This is a genomic window from Halonatronomonas betaini, from assembly GCF_015666175.1.
GTDB lineage: Bacteria > Bacillota > Halanaerobiia > Halanaerobiales > Halarsenatibacteraceae > Halonatronomonas > Halonatronomonas betaini.
This window is the reverse complement of sequence record NZ_JADPIE010000005.1, coordinates 147590-164643: the sequence shown is the minus strand read 5'-3', so window position 1 is coordinate 164643 and position 17054 is coordinate 147590. Positions and strand designations below refer to the sequence as shown.

The window sequence follows — 17054 nt, the reverse complement described above, 5'->3', positions numbered from 1 at the left end:
ATAATGATAGATAATTTAAAGAATCTTCAATTTGAGATGAAAGATGATTATGGTATTATTTTTATTGATAGAGTTAAACAGCATAATTCTTTAAATTTAGAGGTTATAGCTGAGTTTAAGCGACTGCTTCTGAAATTAGAAAAAAAGAGCCTTAGAGCTCTGATTATTACAGGAAATGGTGAAAAATCTTTTATAGCAGGAGCTGATATCGGTGAAATGAAGGAATTAACTATGGCTGAAGCTAGAGAGTTTTCTCAGGAAGGTCATCAGTTAATGCAGCAGATTGAGGAATTTCCTGCCCCTGTAATAGCAGCTGTTAACGGTTTTTCTCTTGGTGGAGGTAATGAACTAATGATGGCCTGTGACCTCGCAATTGCAGAAGAAAAGGCGGTTTTTGGTCAGCCTGAAACAGGCCTCGGAATTATGCCAGGCTTTGGTGGCACTCAGAGATTGGCCAGGCTGATTGGTGAGAGAAAAGCTAAATATCTATTATATACCGGTGAAAAAATTGATGCGGAAAGAGCGGTAGAAATTGGTTTAGTTAATAAAGTTGTAGAAAATGGCTCTTCTCTAGAAGCAGCAGAAAAGATTGCTGCAAAGATTGCTAAACAGGCTCCAGTTGCAGTTAAAATGACCAAAGAAGCTATTAATTATGGGATTGATGCTGGCGTCGAGCGTGGCAACTCATTTGAAATTAATGCATTTTCACTATGTTTCGGAACTGAAGATAAAGAAGTTGGATTAGAAGCCTTTTTCAATAAAGAAAGACCAGACTTTACTGGTAAATAAATCATTCAAATGAAAGGGTATGATAATTATGGAAAGAAAAGTTATTAGCACAGATGGAGCACCAGCAGCAATAGGAGCTTATTCACAGGCAGTTAAGGCAGGAGACTTAGTTTATATTTCTGGTCAGATTCCAATGACACCAGCTGGAGAGCTTATAACAGGTGATGTTAGCGAACAGACCAGACAGTCATTAGAAAATTTAAAGGCAATCCTGGAAGAATCAGGGAGTAGCCTTGAGGATACAATTAAAGTTAATATTTATGCCTCTGATATGGATAATTTTGGAGCAATCAATGATGTCTATAGTGAATATTTCACTACAGAGCCACCTGCCAGAGCATTTGTTGAAGTTGCAGGTTTACCAAAAGATGTAGACGTTGAAATTTCAGCTGTTGCAATTTCTAGAAAGTAATTCTTAAGATTTAACTTGACTTCTATATCCTGTAATCTTTATTTAATAAAAAGGATTTTCAATTTAAATGCAGAATAGTATAGGATATAGGGGGTGTAATCCTGATTGAGATTTAATCAGGTAATATAATATGTTGATCGATAAAAATATAGCTCTGGCTATCCGCTGTTCTAAATGTGGATTGCTGGACATACATCAATTAAATATTTTTCATCTTTCTGGACAGAAAAAAGTTTCTTTAAGATGTGAATGTGGTCATCGAAAAATTACTTTATTCAGGGAGATAGATGATATTAATTTTAGTCCATATTGTCTTGTTTGTGGTAAAAGGCATGATTTAAAGCTGGATTACAAAAAATTCTGGACAAAGAATATAGTCAGAAGCTTAAACTGTCCAAGAACAGGTTTAAACTTAGGTTATTACGGTCCATATTATATTCTTCAGAGTAAAATCGATCGCCAGCAGAAAGAACTTGAGTTGCTTGCTGCTGGATTAGGATTTGATGATTTTACTGATCCTGAGATTATGCTTTCAGCACTTGATATTTTACATGATTTTGCTGCAGAGGGCAGTTTGAACTGCGAATGTGGTTCAAAGGATATAGGTATAGATTTATCTAAGGATGTAATACATTTAAATTGTTTTCAATGTCCAGGGCAGCTCGATATTTCTGCAGTAAACCTGGCTGATTTAAAATTTCTTGAGAATTCAACAGAGATAGTATTAAAATATAAGAGTAATAAGTCTCCGTTAAATCCGAGCAGATAATTATAAGGGGGAAAAACATATGAATTTAGTTCCAATGGCAGATATTTTGAAAGATGCATATACAAATGGTTATGGTGTTGGTGGTTTTAATATTAATAATATGGAGTTTTTGCAGGGGATTATCTGGGCTGCAGAAGAAGAGAATTCTCCATTAATTTTACAGGCAAGTGAAGGCGCTATAAAATATATTGGTATGGATTATGTTATTGCCATGGTCGATGCTGCTACTAAAAATACTCATATTCCAGTGGCTCTTCATCTTGATCATGGAAGTAGCTTTGAAGTTGCAATGGACTGTATCCGTAAGGGCTTTTCTTCAGTAATGATTGATGGTTCTCATCATCCTTTTGAAGAAAATATTGCAATCGTAAAAGAGGTAGTTAGAGCTGCCCATAGTGTTGGCGTAACAGTTGAGGCTGAATTAGGTAAATTAGGCGGAACTGAAGATGATATTACTGTTGAAGAAAAAGATGCAGCGATGACAGATCCAGCAGAGGCTGCTGAATTTGTTGAAAGAACCGGGGTTGACTGCCTGGCTGTATCAGTTGGTACTGCCCATGGTGTTTATAAAGGTGATCCTGAAATAGATTATGAGCGTTTAGAAAAAATTAATAATCAAGTTGACATTCCACTGGTACTCCATGGAGCTTCAGGCGTACCTGATGAAGATGTTGCTAAAGCAATTACCTTTGGAGTCTCAAAGGTTAATGTTAATACTGATTTCCAGCAGGCATTTACTGGTAGAGTAAAAGAGGTCTTTGCTGAAAAACCAGAGTTATTTGACCCACGGAAATATTGTGGTCCAGGCAGAGAAGCCATTACTGCAAAGGTTAAAGAAAAGATTGCAATGCTTGGCAGTGCAGGTCAGGCTTAGTTTTCAAATGATTTAATAACCCTGCTGCCATTTGTAGGCCAATAATAATGGGGCAGGGTTTTTATTATCAGAAGATTGGAGGAGATTATTTGCTCTGGCTTGAATTATTTATTTATGCTGCTATTATTATATTTTCTGCAACTTTTTTAACTAAAGCAGCAGATGTCATAGCCTCTAAAACTAAATTAGGGGAAGTTGCTGTTGGAGCAATACTCCTGGCTCTTGCTACATCCTTGCCTGAACTAGTTACTGGAGGGACAGCAGCTTCTATTATGGCACCAGATTTAGCTTTAGGCGGAATCGTTGGAAGCAATATATTTAATCTAGCTATTCTGGCATTATTAGATATAGTTGAAGGTCCTGGTCCAATGCTTCTCAAATTGAATTTATCCCACCTTTTACCTGGTCTTTTTTCTCTTCTCATGGGAGCAGTTATTGCATCAGCAATTATTTTATATAATGTTGCAGGGATTCCTGCGTTAGATTTTAGATTGGGTATTGATAGCATTTTAATCTTGCTAATTTATCTGATTGGCTTTCGCCTGATTATCCGTTTTGGGAAAAGAAAAAGGGATCAAGATATGATAGAATTACTTGCAGGAGAAGGTGCTGTAGAAAGAACTACTCCTCTTTCAGAAATATCGTTATATCAATCTTATTTAATCTTTGCTATTGCCAGTTTAGTAATTGTTATAACAGGTATTAGGCTAACTAATGTTGTAGATCAACTGGCTCAAATTACTGGTCTGGGTCATACATTTTTTGGGCCAGTCTTTCTGGCAGCTGTAACTTCTCTACCAGAGCTTGCTACAACTTTATCAGCGATAAAAATAGGTGCTTTCAATCTTGCCGCAGGGAATGTTTTAGGCTCAAATATCTTTAATTTAATAATTCTTGTCTGGATAGATTTCTTTTATCCTGGAAGTATTCTTGCCAGTGTTAATTTGATTAATCTTATTCCGATTATGGCTTTTATGATAATGACTTTAATAATAATGATTGGACTTTTTTATCGCTCCCGCCGTTCAGTATTAAGGCTGGGCTGGGGTGCTGCATCACTTTTAATAATATATTTCTCAACAATTTATCTTTTATATAAATTAGGTGTTACTTCAATTATTTAGATTATTCAGGGAGGCGAAACTCTTGCATATTGCAGAATTAGAAAAGAAGACTATTACAGAATTACATGAATTAGCCCAGGAGCGTTCTATACCTGGTTATACAAGAATGAGAAAGAAAGAGCTTATATTTGCCCTTTTAAAACAGGAGACTGAAAAGGGAGGAAATATTTTTGCTGAAGGTGTACTTGAAATCCTTGAAAATGAAAGTTATGGATTTATAAGACCTTCTAAGTACTTACCGTCAACAGATGATATTTATATTTCAGCTTCTCAGATCAGGAGGTTTGATTTAAGAACTGGCGATGTTGTTTCAGGGCAGGTTCGAGAGCCAAAGGATAATGAAAGATATCTGGCTTTATTGAGAATTGAAGCAGTTAATTATCAAGCTCCTGAAAAAGCGACCAGACGAGCTTATTTTGAGGATCTGACCCCTTTATATCCTGAAGAAAAATTAATGTCCAGTATTCACCCACAGGAGATCTCTAGCAGGCTTGTTGATCTTATTTCTCCTGTTGGAAAAGGACAGCGGGGATTAATTGTTTCTCCTCCAAAAGCTGGTAAGACTGTTTTATTAAAAAATATTACTAATACTATTCGGTTATCTAATCCAGAGGCTAAAATGATGGTTGTTTTAATTGATGAGAGGCCAGAAGAAGTTACTGATATGGAGCGCTCAGTTGATGCAGAGGTAATAAGCTCAACCTTTGACCGCCCAACTGAAGAGCATGTCCAGGTGGCTGAACTGGTTTTATCTAAAGCAAAAAGACTTGCTGAGCATGGCCATGATGTTGTAATCTTATTAGATAGTATTACCAGGTTGGCCAGGGCTTCAAATGTAACAACCCCTCCCAGTGGCAGAACTTTATCTGGTGGACTTGATCCGACAGCCATGCATTTTCCAAAGAGATTTTTTGGTGCTGGAAGAAATATTGAAGAAGGTGGAAGTTTAACTGTTCTGGCGACTGCTTTAGTTGACACAGGGAGCAGAATGGATGATATTATTTATGAAGAGTTTAAAGGTACAGGTAATATGGAACTTCACCTTGATAGGAATTTAGCAGAAAGAAGGATCTTCCCGGCAATTGATATCCAGAGATCAGGCACCCGGAAAGAAGAATTGTTAATGACTGAGGAAGAGCTTGAAGTTCTCTGGCAGCTAAGGCGCCAGACCGATAGAATGGATAAAGGTGAAGTCTTACAAACTTTATTAAAGCAGATTAAAAATACTAAAAGCAACTCTGAATTAATTAATGCTTTAAGAGAAATTTTATAGATTTCGGAGGAAAAATTATGAAATTTGAGCCGATTAAAACAGAAAAGGTATATGAAAAGGTAATCGAGCAGATAAAAGATATGATCTACAATGGTGAGTTAAGAAGAGGAGATAAACTGCCATCTGAGAGGGCATTAAAGAAACAGTTAGGAGTTTCCAGGGCCTCAATAAGGGAAGCCTTTAGTGCTCTGGAAATGATCGGTTTAATAGAAAGTAGGCCTGGCAAAGGTACCTTTATTAAGGAGCAGGCAGATAAAAATCTTCTTGAGCCTCTGTCCTTAGTGCTGCTTTTAGAAGATAATGTTGCCTCTGAGCTGCTTGAGGTCAGGAAGGTTGTTGAAACTGATTGTGTTAGACTGGCAGCTAAGAGAATAGATGAAGAAGAGCTGGAATTTTTGCGCTCTGTGCTGGATAAGATGAAAGGCAAGACTGGATTTGAGGAAGAAAGCATTGAATTAGATAGAGATTTCCATTATAGTGTAGCCAGAGCTGCTCAAAATAAGGTTTTATATTATCTGATGACCTCTATTATGGATGCCCTGGATTTCCACATAAAATATACCAGAACTAAATTGGTCTCCAAAGAGGAGACAATGAATGAATTTACTGTTCAACATGAAAAAATCTTTAAAGCTATTGAAGATGGGGATTCAAAAAGAGCAATTAATGAGATGAATAATCATTTAAATTATGTTGAGAAATTGATTAATCGTGAGATTGAAGGGTAGCAGCTTAAAATTATTTTTATACAGACATGTGAATAATATAATTAAATTTATCAGCTCAAATAGTAACATTAATTTGCAAATACAGCCTGGTTATAAATTAAGAGATGTTGGTAAAATAGTTTTTAGGTATGTGGTGATAGTAGATGGTGTTAGGTTAGATTTAAAATAGATCCCGGAGCATACCCGCAGGAAAGCCGGAGCATTCCCTTAGAGATCTGGAACATTCCTGGAGGAAAAGCATATCAGGTCCCGATTGGTCTTTAAACTGGTTGGGACTTTTTTTTATTTTATAGGAGAAAAAATTTATTATCTGGAGAAGACAAACCCCAGTGAAATAATTAACGAATTTATGTGAAATAAAGAATTTTTATACATGTAATAATTTTTAGATAATTAAGCAGGAGATTGTTTATTTATCTCGAAATAGGTATATAGAGAACAGATGGTCTGACCATCATATATTATAATAAAATGAGAGGAGGCAGTAATAGATAAAATTTTTTAATGTTTAGTTTGGCTTTTAATATTGAATTAATTCGTATTTGGTAGAGAAGTTTTAGATTTATGAACATAAAATATAATTTAGAAGGGGAGTAGTTTAATTTATGTTAGCATTACTAGCAGCAATTCCGATAGTGCTTATAGGTGTTTTGATGATTGGATTTATGTGGCCTGCTAATAAGGCAATGCCTGTTGGCTGGTTGGTAGCAGCAATTATTTCGATAATCTGGTGGGATATGCCTTTCCAGTGGATTGCAGGGGCTTCAATTGGGGGAGTAGTTGATGCAATTGGTATACTATTAATTGTTTTTGGTGCACTATTAATTTTACAACTTTTAAAATCCAGTGGTGGAGTAGAGAGTATTTCATATTCAATGGCAAATGTTTCTACAGATAGAAGAGTACAGGCTCTTTTAATAGCATTTTTAATGGGTGCATTTTTTGAAGGAGCAGCTGGTTTTGGTACTCCTGCAGCTGTAGCTGCACCGTTGCTTGTTGGTCTTGGATTTCCACCTTTAATCGCAGCTTCTGTTGCTCTGATAGCTAATAGTGTACCAGTTTCTTTTGGTGCTGTAGGAGTTCCAATCTGGGGTGGGTTCGATGCTTTAAGTGGAGTAGTTGAACTACCTATTGTTAGCATGGGAGTTGAAGTTGATAGTTTTAGGGTGTTTTTAGAGTCTATAGGTGGTTTTGCAGCTATCTTAAATGGGGCTATGGCTTTATTTATTCCACTGGCTATAGTTGCAGTTATGACTAAAATATCAGAAGGTTCAATTATGAAAGGCTTAAAGGTCTGGCCTCTTGCAATTTATACCGGTCTCCTTTTTGGAATTCCAATGGTCTTAATCGCTAACTTTGTTGGCCCTGAGGTTCCATCACTTTTAGGTTCTTTAATTGCTTTACCGATATTTGTCTTTACAACTCGTAAAGGATTTTTAGTTCCAAAGGATAACTGGGATTTCCCACCTCATGAAGAATGGCCTGATGAATGGGAAGATGAAGTTAAGGCTGAGGCTAACATTCCTAAAGAAAGTGATCTTACAGTCACTCCTTTTAAAGCCTGGTTGCCATATATTATTATTGCTACTTTATTAGTTGTTACAAGACTTGAAATCTTTGGCTTAGTAGGCTTTTTGCAGGGAATAACAATCTCCTGGGAAAATATTCTTGGTACTACTATAACTGAGGGTGTAAGCCCATTATATAATCCTGGAGTCATTCCGTTTATCTTAGTAGCATTATTTATTCCATTCATGCATGGCATGAAAAAGGGTGAAGCTACAAAATGCTGGAAAGAAACATTTAAAACCATTCAGCCAGCAGCAATTGCTTTATTCTTTGCTTTAGCAATGGTTAAGATAATGATGAATTCAAATGCAGCTGCTGAATTTACAATGCTTGAAGAGATGGCCTTTGCATCTGCTAATTTAATCGGTGGAGGCTGGCATTTTGCTGCTCCATTTGTTGGAACTTTAGGGGCCTTTATATCTGGTTCTAATACAGTATCAAATATAATGTTCGGTGCTTTCCAGTTTGAAACTGCCGCGGCTGCTGGAGTTGAAATTATTCCAACTCTTGGTCTACAGACTGCAGGTGCTGCTGGAGGTAATATGATTTGTGTTCATAATGTTGTTGCTGCGATAACTACTGTTGGTTTGATTGGAAAAGAAGGTCTGGTAATGAGAAAGACTATTGTAGTAAATATTATGTATGGCTTATTTATAGCGCTTTTGACAACTTTCTTGGTCAGTACATTTTTTGCAGGAATATTCTAAAAGAATTTTAGGGAGGTAAATAGCTTGAAAATTATAACACCAATAAAACAGGTACCAGAGACAAGTAATGTTAAAATGGATGAAGAGACAGGAACAATGAAGAGAGATGGAGTCGAGAGTATCATTAATCCTCTTGATTTATATGCTATTGAGTCAGCGCTTCAGATTGTCGAAGAATATGGTGGTGAGGTTATAGCTGTAACTATGGGCCCACCATCAGCTGAGAAGGCTTTAAAAGAGGCGATTGCCATGGGTTGTGATGATGGAATACTGCTTTCAGGCAAAGAGTTTGCTGGAGCAGATACCTGGTCAACTTCTTATTCTTTATCAGAGTGTATTAAAGATATTGGCGATTACGATCTGATCTTCTGTGGCTTACAGGCTACTGATGGTGATACTGCCCAGGTTGGGCCAGGGATTGCTTCATTCCTTGATATTCCACTGGCAACCTATGTCAGTAAAATAGATGAAATTCATCTCGCCAAAGATACAACTTATACAGATCCTGATGAAAATTATATAACTGTTGAGAGATTGCTGGAGAATGGCTATGAAAAGATTAAGATGCCAATGCCGGCTTTGATTACAGTAGTTAAGGAGATTAGTTTTCCAAGGTTGCCGACATTATCTGGCAAGAGAAAAGCAAGAGATAAAAAGATTTCACCAGTTAATTCTGAGAATATTCCAATGAAGAAAGAATATTTAGGTCTTAATGGTTCACCGACTAGGGTTGTAAACATTGACAGGCCTAAGGTAACCCGTGGAGGAAAGCTAATCGATGCAAGTGATGAGACTAAATATGAATCTGCAATTGATGAATTATTTGAATATATGAAAGAAAATGATCTATTATAATTTTAACTGGTTTATTATAAAGGAGGAAAAAACTATATGAGTTACAATGGTGTCTGGACGATGGCAGAAACCAATGATGGAAAATTGAGGACAGTTGCCTTTGAATTATTGACCAGGGGGCGGAAATTAGCTGATAAGCTAGATGTTGATCTATCCTCATTTATTATAGGTAATAATGTGAGCAAGGAAGAAGCTAATAAATTAATTGAGGCCGGGGCAGATAAGGTATATCTTATGAATGACCCTCGCCTGGAAGACTTTATTGTTGAAAATTATAGTAATGTTATGGTCTCATTAGTAGAAGAGTATAAGCCTGAGATCATTCTCGGTGCAGCAACAACCCAGGGAAGAACTGTACTCCCTCATGTTGCAATTAGAGTTAATGCAGGGCTGACAGCTGATTGTACTGAACTTGATATAGAAGAGGAATCAGGAAATCTATTACAGACAAGACCAGCAATTGGAGGTAATATTTTGGCAACTATTCATACTCCAAAGCATAGACCGCAGATGGCTACTGTAAGACCGAAATCGACATCACCTGCTGAGCGGGTTTCTGGCCGGGAAGGCGAGATAATTGAGCTTGATTTTGATCCAGAATTATTAGATGGTCGAGCTAAAAGAGTCGATTTTAGAACAACTGAAGGTGAAGATGTAAATATTGTTGATGCTGACACAATTGTAGCAGGTGGAAAAGGACTTAAAAAATCTGATAATTTTGAGATGATCTGGAAAATGGCAGATATTCTTGGCGGAGCAGTAGGTGCTTCCAGGGATGCTGTTGAGATGGACTGGATCTCTTATCCTCATCAGGTCGGTTTAAGTGGAAAGACTGTTACCCCGCATCTTTATATTGCTATCGGTATTTCAGGAGCTATTCAACATCTTGCAGGTATGAAGACAGCTGATCATATAATTGCGATCAATGAAGATCCAGATGCTGATATCTTTAAAGTATCTGATATTGGAATTGTAGGTAATCTATTTGATCTGGTACCGATGATTAATGAACGGTTACAAGAGGAGGTTGAAAAGGTTGAAGTATAATCCTGTTACAGAAGATATTCTAAAAGAATTAGTAGATATTGTTGGCGAGAAGAATGTATTAACTGATGAAGCTAAGATTGAGGCTTATTCTCATGATGAGACTCCTAAAGAGAAATATGCAAGTTTTCCAGAAGTTGTTGTGCTTCCTAATTCGACTGAGGAAGTTTCTAGCCTGGTTAAATTAGCTAATAGAGAGTTGATACCAGTGACTCCAAGAGGGGCAGGTAGTGGATTATCTGGTGGAGCAATTCCTGATCATGGCGGTATTGTAATTTCTCTGGAAAACATGAATAAGGTTATAGAATATGATTTTGGCAATATGATGATGGTCCTTGAAGCTGGAGTTATTACCAATGATGTCCAGGAGGACTTAGAAGATGAAGGCCTATTCTTTGCCGGTTATCCGATGAGTTTAGAGTCCTGTTTTATTGGTGGTAATATAGCTGAGAATGCCGGTGGTGGTAAAGCTGTTAAATATGGTGTTACCGGTAGATATATTATGGGCATGGAAGTTGTTCTACCAAATGGAGAGATTGTTGAGTTAGGTGGGAAGAATGTAAAGGATGTAACAGGTTATGATCTCAAGAAATTAATGATTGGCTCTGAAGGTACTCTAGGTATTGTTACGCAGGCAACTATTAAGTTATTACCAAAGCCGACAAAAGAAGTGGCCCTGCTAGTTTTATTTGATGATGCCAAGACTGCTATTTCGACAGTGCCAAAGATTATGACAGAGACTGGTATTATACCGACTGGTATTGAATTTATGGATAAATTAGCAGTTAAAACCTCTTGTGAATATCTTAATGAACATCTTCCCTATGAAGATTGCGGAGCGATGCTGCTTATTGAAGTTGATGGTGCAGATGAAGAGCAGGTTGAAAAGGATTACTTTAAAATTGGTGAGATTTGCGAAAAGAATAATGCCCAGGAAGTTTATGTTGCAGACAATCATACCACCAGTGAGCGGGTCTGGAATGTAAGACGGAATATTGCTGAGGCATTTATGGTAGTTAGTCCTGAACAGAGCCTGGAAGATATTACTGTACCGATTGCTAGCATTCCTGATTTGATTCCAGAGCTTCAAAGACTTGGTGAGAAGTATGATATTCAAATTCCTTGTTATGGACATGCTGGTGATGGTAATTTACATGCAACTCTAGTTAAAAACCCGGATCATACAATGGAAGAATGGTATGAAATTGAACATGAATGTTTAAAAGAACTTTATGAAGTCACCTATAAATTAGGAGGTACATTAAGTGGTGAACATGGCATAGGTTCTAAAAGAAAGAAGTATTTTAAGAGCGCTGTCTCTGGTGAGGAATTAAGATTGATGAGAATGATCAAAAAGGGCTTTGATCCTAATAATATCATGAATCCAGGGAAAATATTCGATTTAGAAGATTAATGGTTTATAAATAGTTAGTTGGAGGTGACTTTAAGTGGATTTTAAAATTCCATATGGGAGAGCGGGATTGGAATTTGCTCTTCCAGATGCTCAGGTGTTAGCAACATTAACATCTAAGGCAAATCAGTTTGAACCTGATAAAGGTCAGCAGGATCTTGTTGATCAGGCTTTAGCCAATCCAATAGATAGTCCAGGGTTATCTGAACTTGCTAAAGGTAAAGATAACGTTGTGATTATCTGTAGCGATCATACTAGACCTGTACCCAGTAAATTTATGATTCCACCAATGTTAGAACAGATAAGAAAAGGTAATTCAGATGCTAATATTAAACTTTTAATAGCAACTGGTTTTCATAGACCTTCCACTGAGGCAGAGATGATAGAAAAATTTGGCGAGGAAGTCGTTAAAAATGAGAAGTTAATCATGCACAGGAGCACTAATGATGAAGATATGGTTGATTATGGAACTCTGCCTTCTGGGGGTAAATTGATCTTAAACCATCATGCTGTTGAAGCTGACCTTCTTATAGCAGAGGGCTTTATTGAGCCCCATTTCTTTGCCGGATATTCAGGTGGTAGAAAGAGTGTTCTCCCTGGAGTTGCAAGCAAAGAGACTGTTCTGGCCAATCATTGTGGTGAATTTATTGCCCATCCGAATGCCAGAACCGGAATAATTGAGGGAAATCCGATGCATAAGGATATGGTTTATGCAGCTGAAAAGGCTGGCCTGGCATTTATTTTAAATGTTGCAATTAATGAAGATAAAGAAATAATAAATGCCTTTGCCGGGGATTTCAAAGCAGCTCATAAACAGGGGACTGACTTTGTTGCTGAACTTGCAGGGGTTGAGGCTGTCCCGGCAGATATTGCAATCACAACTAATGGTGGATATCCTCTCGATCAAAATATCTATCAGGCAGTAAAGGGAATGACAGCTGCAGAAGCTACCTGCAAAGATGGTGGAGTAATTATAATAGCAGCAGAATGTTCTGATGGCCATGGCGGCGAGGCTTTTTATAATACATTTCTGGAAGCTGAAAGCATAAAAGAAATAAGGGATGAGATTGCCTCAAGGGATAGAACTGAAACTGTTCCTGATCAATGGGAATCTCAGATACTTGCCAGAATCCTGGATAGATTCGAGGTTATTATGATAACAGCAGCGCCTAAAAAGATGGTAGAGGATATGTATATGCATAAAGCTGAAAGTATGGATGAGGCAATCAAGATGGCAGAAAGTCTGCTTGCTAATGATAAACCAGAGATAACTGTTATACCTGATGGTGTCGGAGTTATTGTTCAAAAATAAATAGGATTAATACATTAGAGCTCTCTGAAAGTTATTAAGACTTTCAGAGGGCCTTTTATCTGAATATATTACTTCACTAATTAATTGTTTAAATAATACTTTGTAGCCGGTTGCAACCAAAAAAAGCCTGTGATATAATCAATTTAACTGAAGCAAATTAAGGAAGAGGTGATTTTCGATGAAGGAAGATATACATCCAAAAGCAGACCCTGTAACCGTTTACTGTGCTTGCGGTGAAGAATATGAGACAGTTTCAACTAAAGATGAAATAAGAGTTGAGGTATGTTCTAATTGCCATCCATTCTATACTGGAAAGCAGCGTAAAGCAAGCCGTGGTGGACGGGTTGAAAGATTTAATAAAAAGTATGGTCGAGAACAGGATGAAGATGAAGAGTAATTTTTGTTGATGGCAGGGCAGGGCAGATGCTCTGCTTTTTTTTTGGGAAATTATTCTTAATAAAGGTGGCATCTGAATGTATAAAATAAGCAAAAGTGGCTGGTTGGAAATAATTACAGGACCAATGTACTGCGGAAAAAGTGAAGAGATGATTAGACGTCTTCGCCGGGTTAATATAGCAGGACATACTGCTCAAGTTTTCAAGCCTGGTCTTGATGATAGGTATGATAAGTCTAATGTTGTTTCCCATAATGGGGCAAGTATTGAAGCTATTGCTGTAGACCGTCCAAAAGATATTTTGGAGAGAGTACAGGATAATACAGAAGTAGTTGGAATTGATGAGATTCAGTTTTTCAGTAAGGACATTGTAAATGTTTGCGAAAAACTTGCTAATCAGGGCAAAAGAGTCATTATAGCAGGTTTGGATCGAGATTTTAGAGGCGAACCATTTGGACCGGTACCTGATCTGATGGCCAGATCTGAGTATATTGAGAAACTTCATGCCATTTGTGTTGTCTGTGGTGAGCCTGCGACCAGGACTCAACGTTTAATCAATGGTGAACCAGCGGCCTTTGATGACCCGGTAATTATGGTTGGGGCTAAAGAGGTTTATGAGGCACGATGTCGTCATTGTCATGAAGTTAAAGAGAGTAAATAAGAGGTGTGATTTATGCATATAGAAACAGTTAAAGATAAATTTGAAGATTTAGTTAAAGATTATGATAAATTGAGTAAAAAGATAAGCGATCCGGAAGTAATGAATGATAGCCAGAAATATCAAAAATTACTCCGTCAGCATGCCAGGCTTAAAAAGTTAGTTGATAAATATAAAAGATATAAAGATTTAAAACAGCAGGCTGAAGAAGCTGAAGAGATGATAGAATTAAGTGATGATAGTGAAATGCAGGAACTGGCAGAAGAAGAGTTAGAAATGATCCAGCCTGAATTAGAAAAATTGGCTGAAGAACTTCCATTATTGCTAATACCTGATGATCCAGATGACGAAAAAAATGTTATTGTGGAGATTAGATCAGGTGCTGGTGGAGATGAGGCTGCTTTATTTGCCGGTGACTTATATAGAATGTATTCCCGCTATTCTGAAAAACAGGGCTGGAAAGTCGAGGTTTTATCTTCATCTGAAAGTGGTGTTGGAGGCTTTAAAGAGATAATCTTTAATGTTGAAGGAGATTCTATTTATAGCCGCTTAAAATATGAAAGCGGAGTTCATAGAGTCCAGAGAGTTCCATCTACTGAATCCAGTGGCCGGATCCATACATCAACTGCAACAGTGGCGGTATTACCAGAAGCTGAAGATGTTGATATTGATATTGATGAAAATGATCTTAAAATTGATTTCTTCCGCTCAAGTGGACCAGGAGGTCAGAGCGTTAATACAACTGATTCAGCAGTTAGAATAACTCATGTACCAATGGATATCACAGTTTCCTGTCAGGATGAAAAATCTCAGCATAAAAATAAAGCCCGGGCTATGAAGATTCTTCGGGCCAGGGTTAGAGAGAAAATTGAGCAGGAAAAGCAGGAAGAGAGAGCTGAAGCCAGGAAAAGCCAGGTGGGGAGCGGTGATAGAAGTGAAAAAATTAGAACCTATAATTTCCCCCAGGGTAGAGTAAGTGACCATAGAATTAATCTGACAATCCATCAGTTAGATGATGTCCTTGATGGGCAGATAGATCAGATAATTGACCCATTGATTGATGAAGATAAGAAAAAGAAACTAGAAAAACTCTAGAATATAGAAGGGATTGGATTTAATGACTTTGAATATTAAAGAAATATTAAATAAAACAGAGGAATATTTTAAATCCAGGAATATATCCAGTCCCAGGCTTGATGCAGAAGTTTTGCTTGCTGATCTTTTAGATACTGAAAGAGTTAAGCTTTATGTTAAATTTGATTATCCTTTGACTGATGAGGAGATTAATAAATATCGTAAAATGGTGAAAAAGAGAGCCCAGGGGACACCTGTTAGTTATCTAACTAAAAAGAAAGAGTTTATGTCGTTGGAATTTCATGTTGAACCAGGTGTATTAATTCCCAGGCCTGAAACTGAAGAGTTAGTTGAAAAAATTTTGGATATTGTTAGAGGGGAAACGGATTTATCCAGAAAAATAGTTGATGTTGGAACTGGTAGCGGGGCTATTCTAGTAAGTCTTTTGTATTATCTCCCTGATGCTAAAGGAATTGGGATAGATATATCTGATCAGGCTATTCGTGTTGCTAGAGATAATATTAAAAAATTTGATCTCTCTCAGAGGTCAGGATTAATAAACGGGGATTTACTTGAACCATTATTGCCAAAAAAAGCAGGAGAAATTGATTTAGTTGTGTCTAATCCTCCTTACATTTCATCTAAAGAATATGAAAATCTTGATAAGGATGTTAAATCAGAACCAGAAGAAGCTCTCCATGCTGGCAAGGATGGGCTGGACATTTATAAAAGATTGATACCACAGGCTAAGGAGTTATTAAGGGAAAATGGTTTGCTGGCTCTGGAGATTGGTGATAAGCAGGGAAAACTTATTGAAAATTTATTTTCAGAACTTGATGGCTGGAGAGAATTTCAGCTATTAAAAGATGGAGCTGGAAAAGACAGGTTTGTTTTTATGCGCTGTGGGGGCGGTAATTCGTGAAAACAGAAATATTAAAAGTTGATTCTAATATGTCTCCTGCTGATATACTAGGTAGTGAGGCTGTCATAAAGGCGACCAGATTACTTCAACAGGGAGAGGTTGTTGCAATTCCAACTGAGACTGTTTATGGACTTGCTGGAGATTGCTTTAATCCAGATGCTGTCTCTAAAATATTTGCAGCTAAGGGTAGACCTAATGATAATCCGTTGATTGTCCATATTGCTGACCATAAAGATATTTATAGAGTCACACCAAGGCCGATTAATGACCTGGCCTTTGAATTAATTACAAGGTTCTGGCCAGGACCGTTAACGATTATTCTACCCAAAAAAGAAGAACTACCCTCTGAGACTACTGCTGGCCTGGATACTGTTGCTATTAGAATGCCCTCTCACCCTGTTACTAAAGCAATTCTTTCAAGATCAGGCTTAATTCTGGCTGCTCCTAGCGCGAATTCTTCTGGCTTTCCCAGTCCAACTAGAGCAAATCACGTATTAAGAGACTTAAATAATAAAATTCCATTAATAGTTGATGGCGGTTCCTGTTCAGTTGGTTTAGAATCTACAGTCGTTGATTTAACTGCTGATGAACCTGTTCTTTTGAGGCCAGGTGGAATTACTGCTTATCAACTTGAAGAAGTTATAGGTAGAAAAATCAAGAGACAGTATGATATTGAACCAGATTCTTCTCCTAAATCTCCAGGTTTAAAGTATAAACATTATTCACCCAGGGCTGATGTTATCTTGCTTGCTAGCAATTCACCTTCGTTAATCTGGGAAGAAGCTTGCAAAACAAAAGGGAAAAGAGCACTTTTAATAACAACAGAGACTGCTGAAGAAATCAATGATCTTTTGGCCAGTTCTGAACTTAAAGCCACCGGTGATTGTGCTGATGGTAATTTTGAAATATTTGAAATGGGTAGTTTTGTAAATCCAGAAATAATAGCCAGGCGTCTGTTTGCTTTACTTAGAGATATGGATAATCAGGGATTTGATATTTTATTAGTTGAAAAAATATCTGATTCTGGTTTAGGGGAAGCGGTAATGAATAGATTAATGAGAGCTGCCAGTCAGGTTATAAATATAGATAATGAGACTAAAGAATAACCAGGTTTTTGGTTAAATAAGCAGGAAATAGAA

The 17054-nt window shown here is 37.2% G+C and carries 17 protein-coding genes; all 17 read left to right on the top strand.

Going from position 1 to position 17054, the window contains the following annotated elements:
• Positions 1-3: 3 nt before the first annotated feature.
• Positions 4-789: an enoyl-CoA hydratase-related protein gene (locus tag I0Q91_RS10115; protein WP_270454398.1), complete on the top strand. Its 786-nt coding sequence runs from the start codon at positions 4-6 to the stop codon at positions 787-789.
• A 28-nt stretch (positions 790-817) separates the two neighbouring features.
• Positions 818-1201 carry a RidA family protein gene (locus tag I0Q91_RS10110; RefSeq protein WP_270454397.1) on the top strand — a complete coding sequence of 128 codons (384 nt, stop codon included), beginning with the start codon at positions 818-820 and terminating at the stop codon, positions 1199-1201.
• 130 nt (positions 1202-1331) lie between these two features.
• Entirely contained in the window at positions 1332-1970 is a 639-nt protein-coding gene (locus I0Q91_RS10105) for a hypothetical protein (RefSeq protein WP_270454396.1), read from the top strand.
• Positions 1971-1989: 19 nt separating this feature from the next.
• Positions 1990-2844, top strand: coding sequence for a class II fructose-1,6-bisphosphate aldolase (locus I0Q91_RS10100; protein ID WP_270454395.1), 855 nt, complete (start codon positions 1990-1992; stop codon positions 2842-2844).
• A 47-nt stretch (positions 2845-2891) separates the two neighbouring features.
• Positions 2892-3968 carry a sodium:calcium antiporter gene (locus I0Q91_RS10095; protein WP_270454394.1) on the top strand — a complete coding sequence of 359 codons (1077 nt, stop codon included), beginning with the start codon at positions 2892-2894 and terminating at the stop codon, positions 3966-3968.
• Between the two features lie 22 nt (positions 3969-3990).
• Entirely contained in the window at positions 3991-5241 is a 1251-nt protein-coding gene (rho, locus tag I0Q91_RS10090; protein ID WP_270454393.1) for a transcription termination factor Rho, read from the top strand.
• Positions 5242-5258: 17 nt separating this feature from the next.
• Complete coding sequence (locus tag I0Q91_RS10085) at positions 5259-5969, top strand: FadR/GntR family transcriptional regulator (RefSeq protein WP_270454392.1); 711 nt, start codon at positions 5259-5261, stop codon at positions 5967-5969.
• A 605-nt stretch (positions 5970-6574) separates the two neighbouring features.
• A complete protein-coding gene (locus I0Q91_RS10080; protein ID WP_270454391.1) occupies positions 6575-8245 on the top strand; it encodes an L-lactate permease in 1671 nt (556 codons plus the stop codon).
• 24 nt (positions 8246-8269) lie between these two features.
• On the top strand, positions 8270-9100 hold the full coding sequence (locus I0Q91_RS10075; protein WP_270454390.1) for an electron transfer flavoprotein subunit beta/FixA family protein: 831 nt from the start codon (positions 8270-8272) through the stop codon (positions 9098-9100).
• 36 nt (positions 9101-9136) lie between these two features.
• On the top strand, positions 9137-10147 hold the full coding sequence (locus tag I0Q91_RS10070) for an electron transfer flavoprotein subunit alpha/FixB family protein (protein ID WP_270454389.1): 1011 nt from the start codon (positions 9137-9139) through the stop codon (positions 10145-10147).
• Positions 10137-11558, top strand: a complete 1422-nt coding sequence (locus I0Q91_RS10065; protein ID WP_270454387.1) for an FAD-binding oxidoreductase — start codon at positions 10137-10139, stop codon at positions 11556-11558. Before I0Q91_RS10070 ends, I0Q91_RS10065 begins: the two co-directional genes overlap by 11 nt.
• Before the next feature lie 34 nt (positions 11559-11592).
• On the top strand, positions 11593-12867 hold the full coding sequence (gene larA, locus I0Q91_RS10060) for a nickel-dependent lactate racemase (protein ID WP_270454386.1): 1275 nt from the start codon (positions 11593-11595) through the stop codon (positions 12865-12867).
• 178 nt (positions 12868-13045) lie between these two features.
• The gene (gene rpmE / locus I0Q91_RS10055) at positions 13046-13264 is read left to right on the top strand and encodes a 50S ribosomal protein L31 (RefSeq protein WP_270454385.1); all 219 of its coding nucleotides are present in this window, start codon (positions 13046-13048) and stop codon (positions 13262-13264) included.
• Positions 13265-13340: 76 nt separating this feature from the next.
• Positions 13341-13922 carry a thymidine kinase gene (locus I0Q91_RS10050; RefSeq protein WP_270454384.1) on the top strand — a complete coding sequence of 194 codons (582 nt, stop codon included), beginning with the start codon at positions 13341-13343 and terminating at the stop codon, positions 13920-13922.
• 12 nt (positions 13923-13934) lie between these two features.
• Complete coding sequence (gene prfA, locus I0Q91_RS10045; protein WP_270454383.1) at positions 13935-15014, top strand: peptide chain release factor 1; 1080 nt, start codon at positions 13935-13937, stop codon at positions 15012-15014.
• A gap of 22 nt (positions 15015-15036) precedes the next feature.
• Positions 15037-15915 carry a peptide chain release factor N(5)-glutamine methyltransferase gene (prmC, locus tag I0Q91_RS10040; protein WP_270454382.1) on the top strand — a complete coding sequence of 293 codons (879 nt, stop codon included), beginning with the start codon at positions 15037-15039 and terminating at the stop codon, positions 15913-15915.
• Positions 15912-17021: an L-threonylcarbamoyladenylate synthase gene (locus tag I0Q91_RS10035; protein ID WP_270454381.1), complete on the top strand. Its 1110-nt coding sequence runs from the start codon at positions 15912-15914 to the stop codon at positions 17019-17021. The genes prmC and I0Q91_RS10035 overlap by 4 nt, the downstream gene beginning before the upstream one ends.
• The last annotated feature ends 33 nt before the right edge of the window (positions 17022-17054 follow it).

Excerpts from the sequence above, each read along its gene's own strand:
- I0Q91_RS10050 (WP_270454384.1), top strand. The coding sequence starts at position 13,341 with ATGTATAAAATAAGCAAAAGTGGCTGGTTGGAAATAATTACAGGACCA.
- I0Q91_RS10085 (WP_270454392.1), top strand. The coding sequence starts at position 5,259 with ATGAAATTTGAGCCGATTAAAACAGAAAAGGTATATGAAAAGGTAATC.
- I0Q91_RS10070 (WP_270454389.1), top strand. The coding sequence starts at position 9,137 with ATGAGTTACAATGGTGTCTGGACGATGGCAGAAACCAATGATGGAAAA.
- I0Q91_RS10115 (WP_270454398.1), top strand. The coding sequence starts at position 4 with ATGATAGATAATTTAAAGAATCTTCAATTTGAGATGAAAGATGATTAT.
- I0Q91_RS10080 (WP_270454391.1), top strand. The coding sequence starts at position 6,575 with ATGTTAGCATTACTAGCAGCAATTCCGATAGTGCTTATAGGTGTTTTG.
- prmC (WP_270454382.1), top strand. The coding sequence starts at position 15,037 with ATGACTTTGAATATTAAAGAAATATTAAATAAAACAGAGGAATATTTT.
- I0Q91_RS10110 (WP_270454397.1), top strand. The coding sequence starts at position 818 with ATGGAAAGAAAAGTTATTAGCACAGATGGAGCACCAGCAGCAATAGGA.
- I0Q91_RS10105 (WP_270454396.1), top strand. The coding sequence starts at position 1,332 with ATGTTGATCGATAAAAATATAGCTCTGGCTATCCGCTGTTCTAAATGT.
- I0Q91_RS10100 (WP_270454395.1), top strand. The coding sequence starts at position 1,990 with ATGAATTTAGTTCCAATGGCAGATATTTTGAAAGATGCATATACAAAT.
- rpmE (WP_270454385.1), top strand. The coding sequence starts at position 13,046 with ATGAAGGAAGATATACATCCAAAAGCAGACCCTGTAACCGTTTACTGT.
- prfA (WP_270454383.1), top strand. The coding sequence starts at position 13,935 with ATGCATATAGAAACAGTTAAAGATAAATTTGAAGATTTAGTTAAAGAT.
- I0Q91_RS10095 (WP_270454394.1), top strand. The coding sequence starts at position 2,892 with ATGGGGCAGGGTTTTTATTATCAGAAGATTGGAGGAGATTATTTGCTC.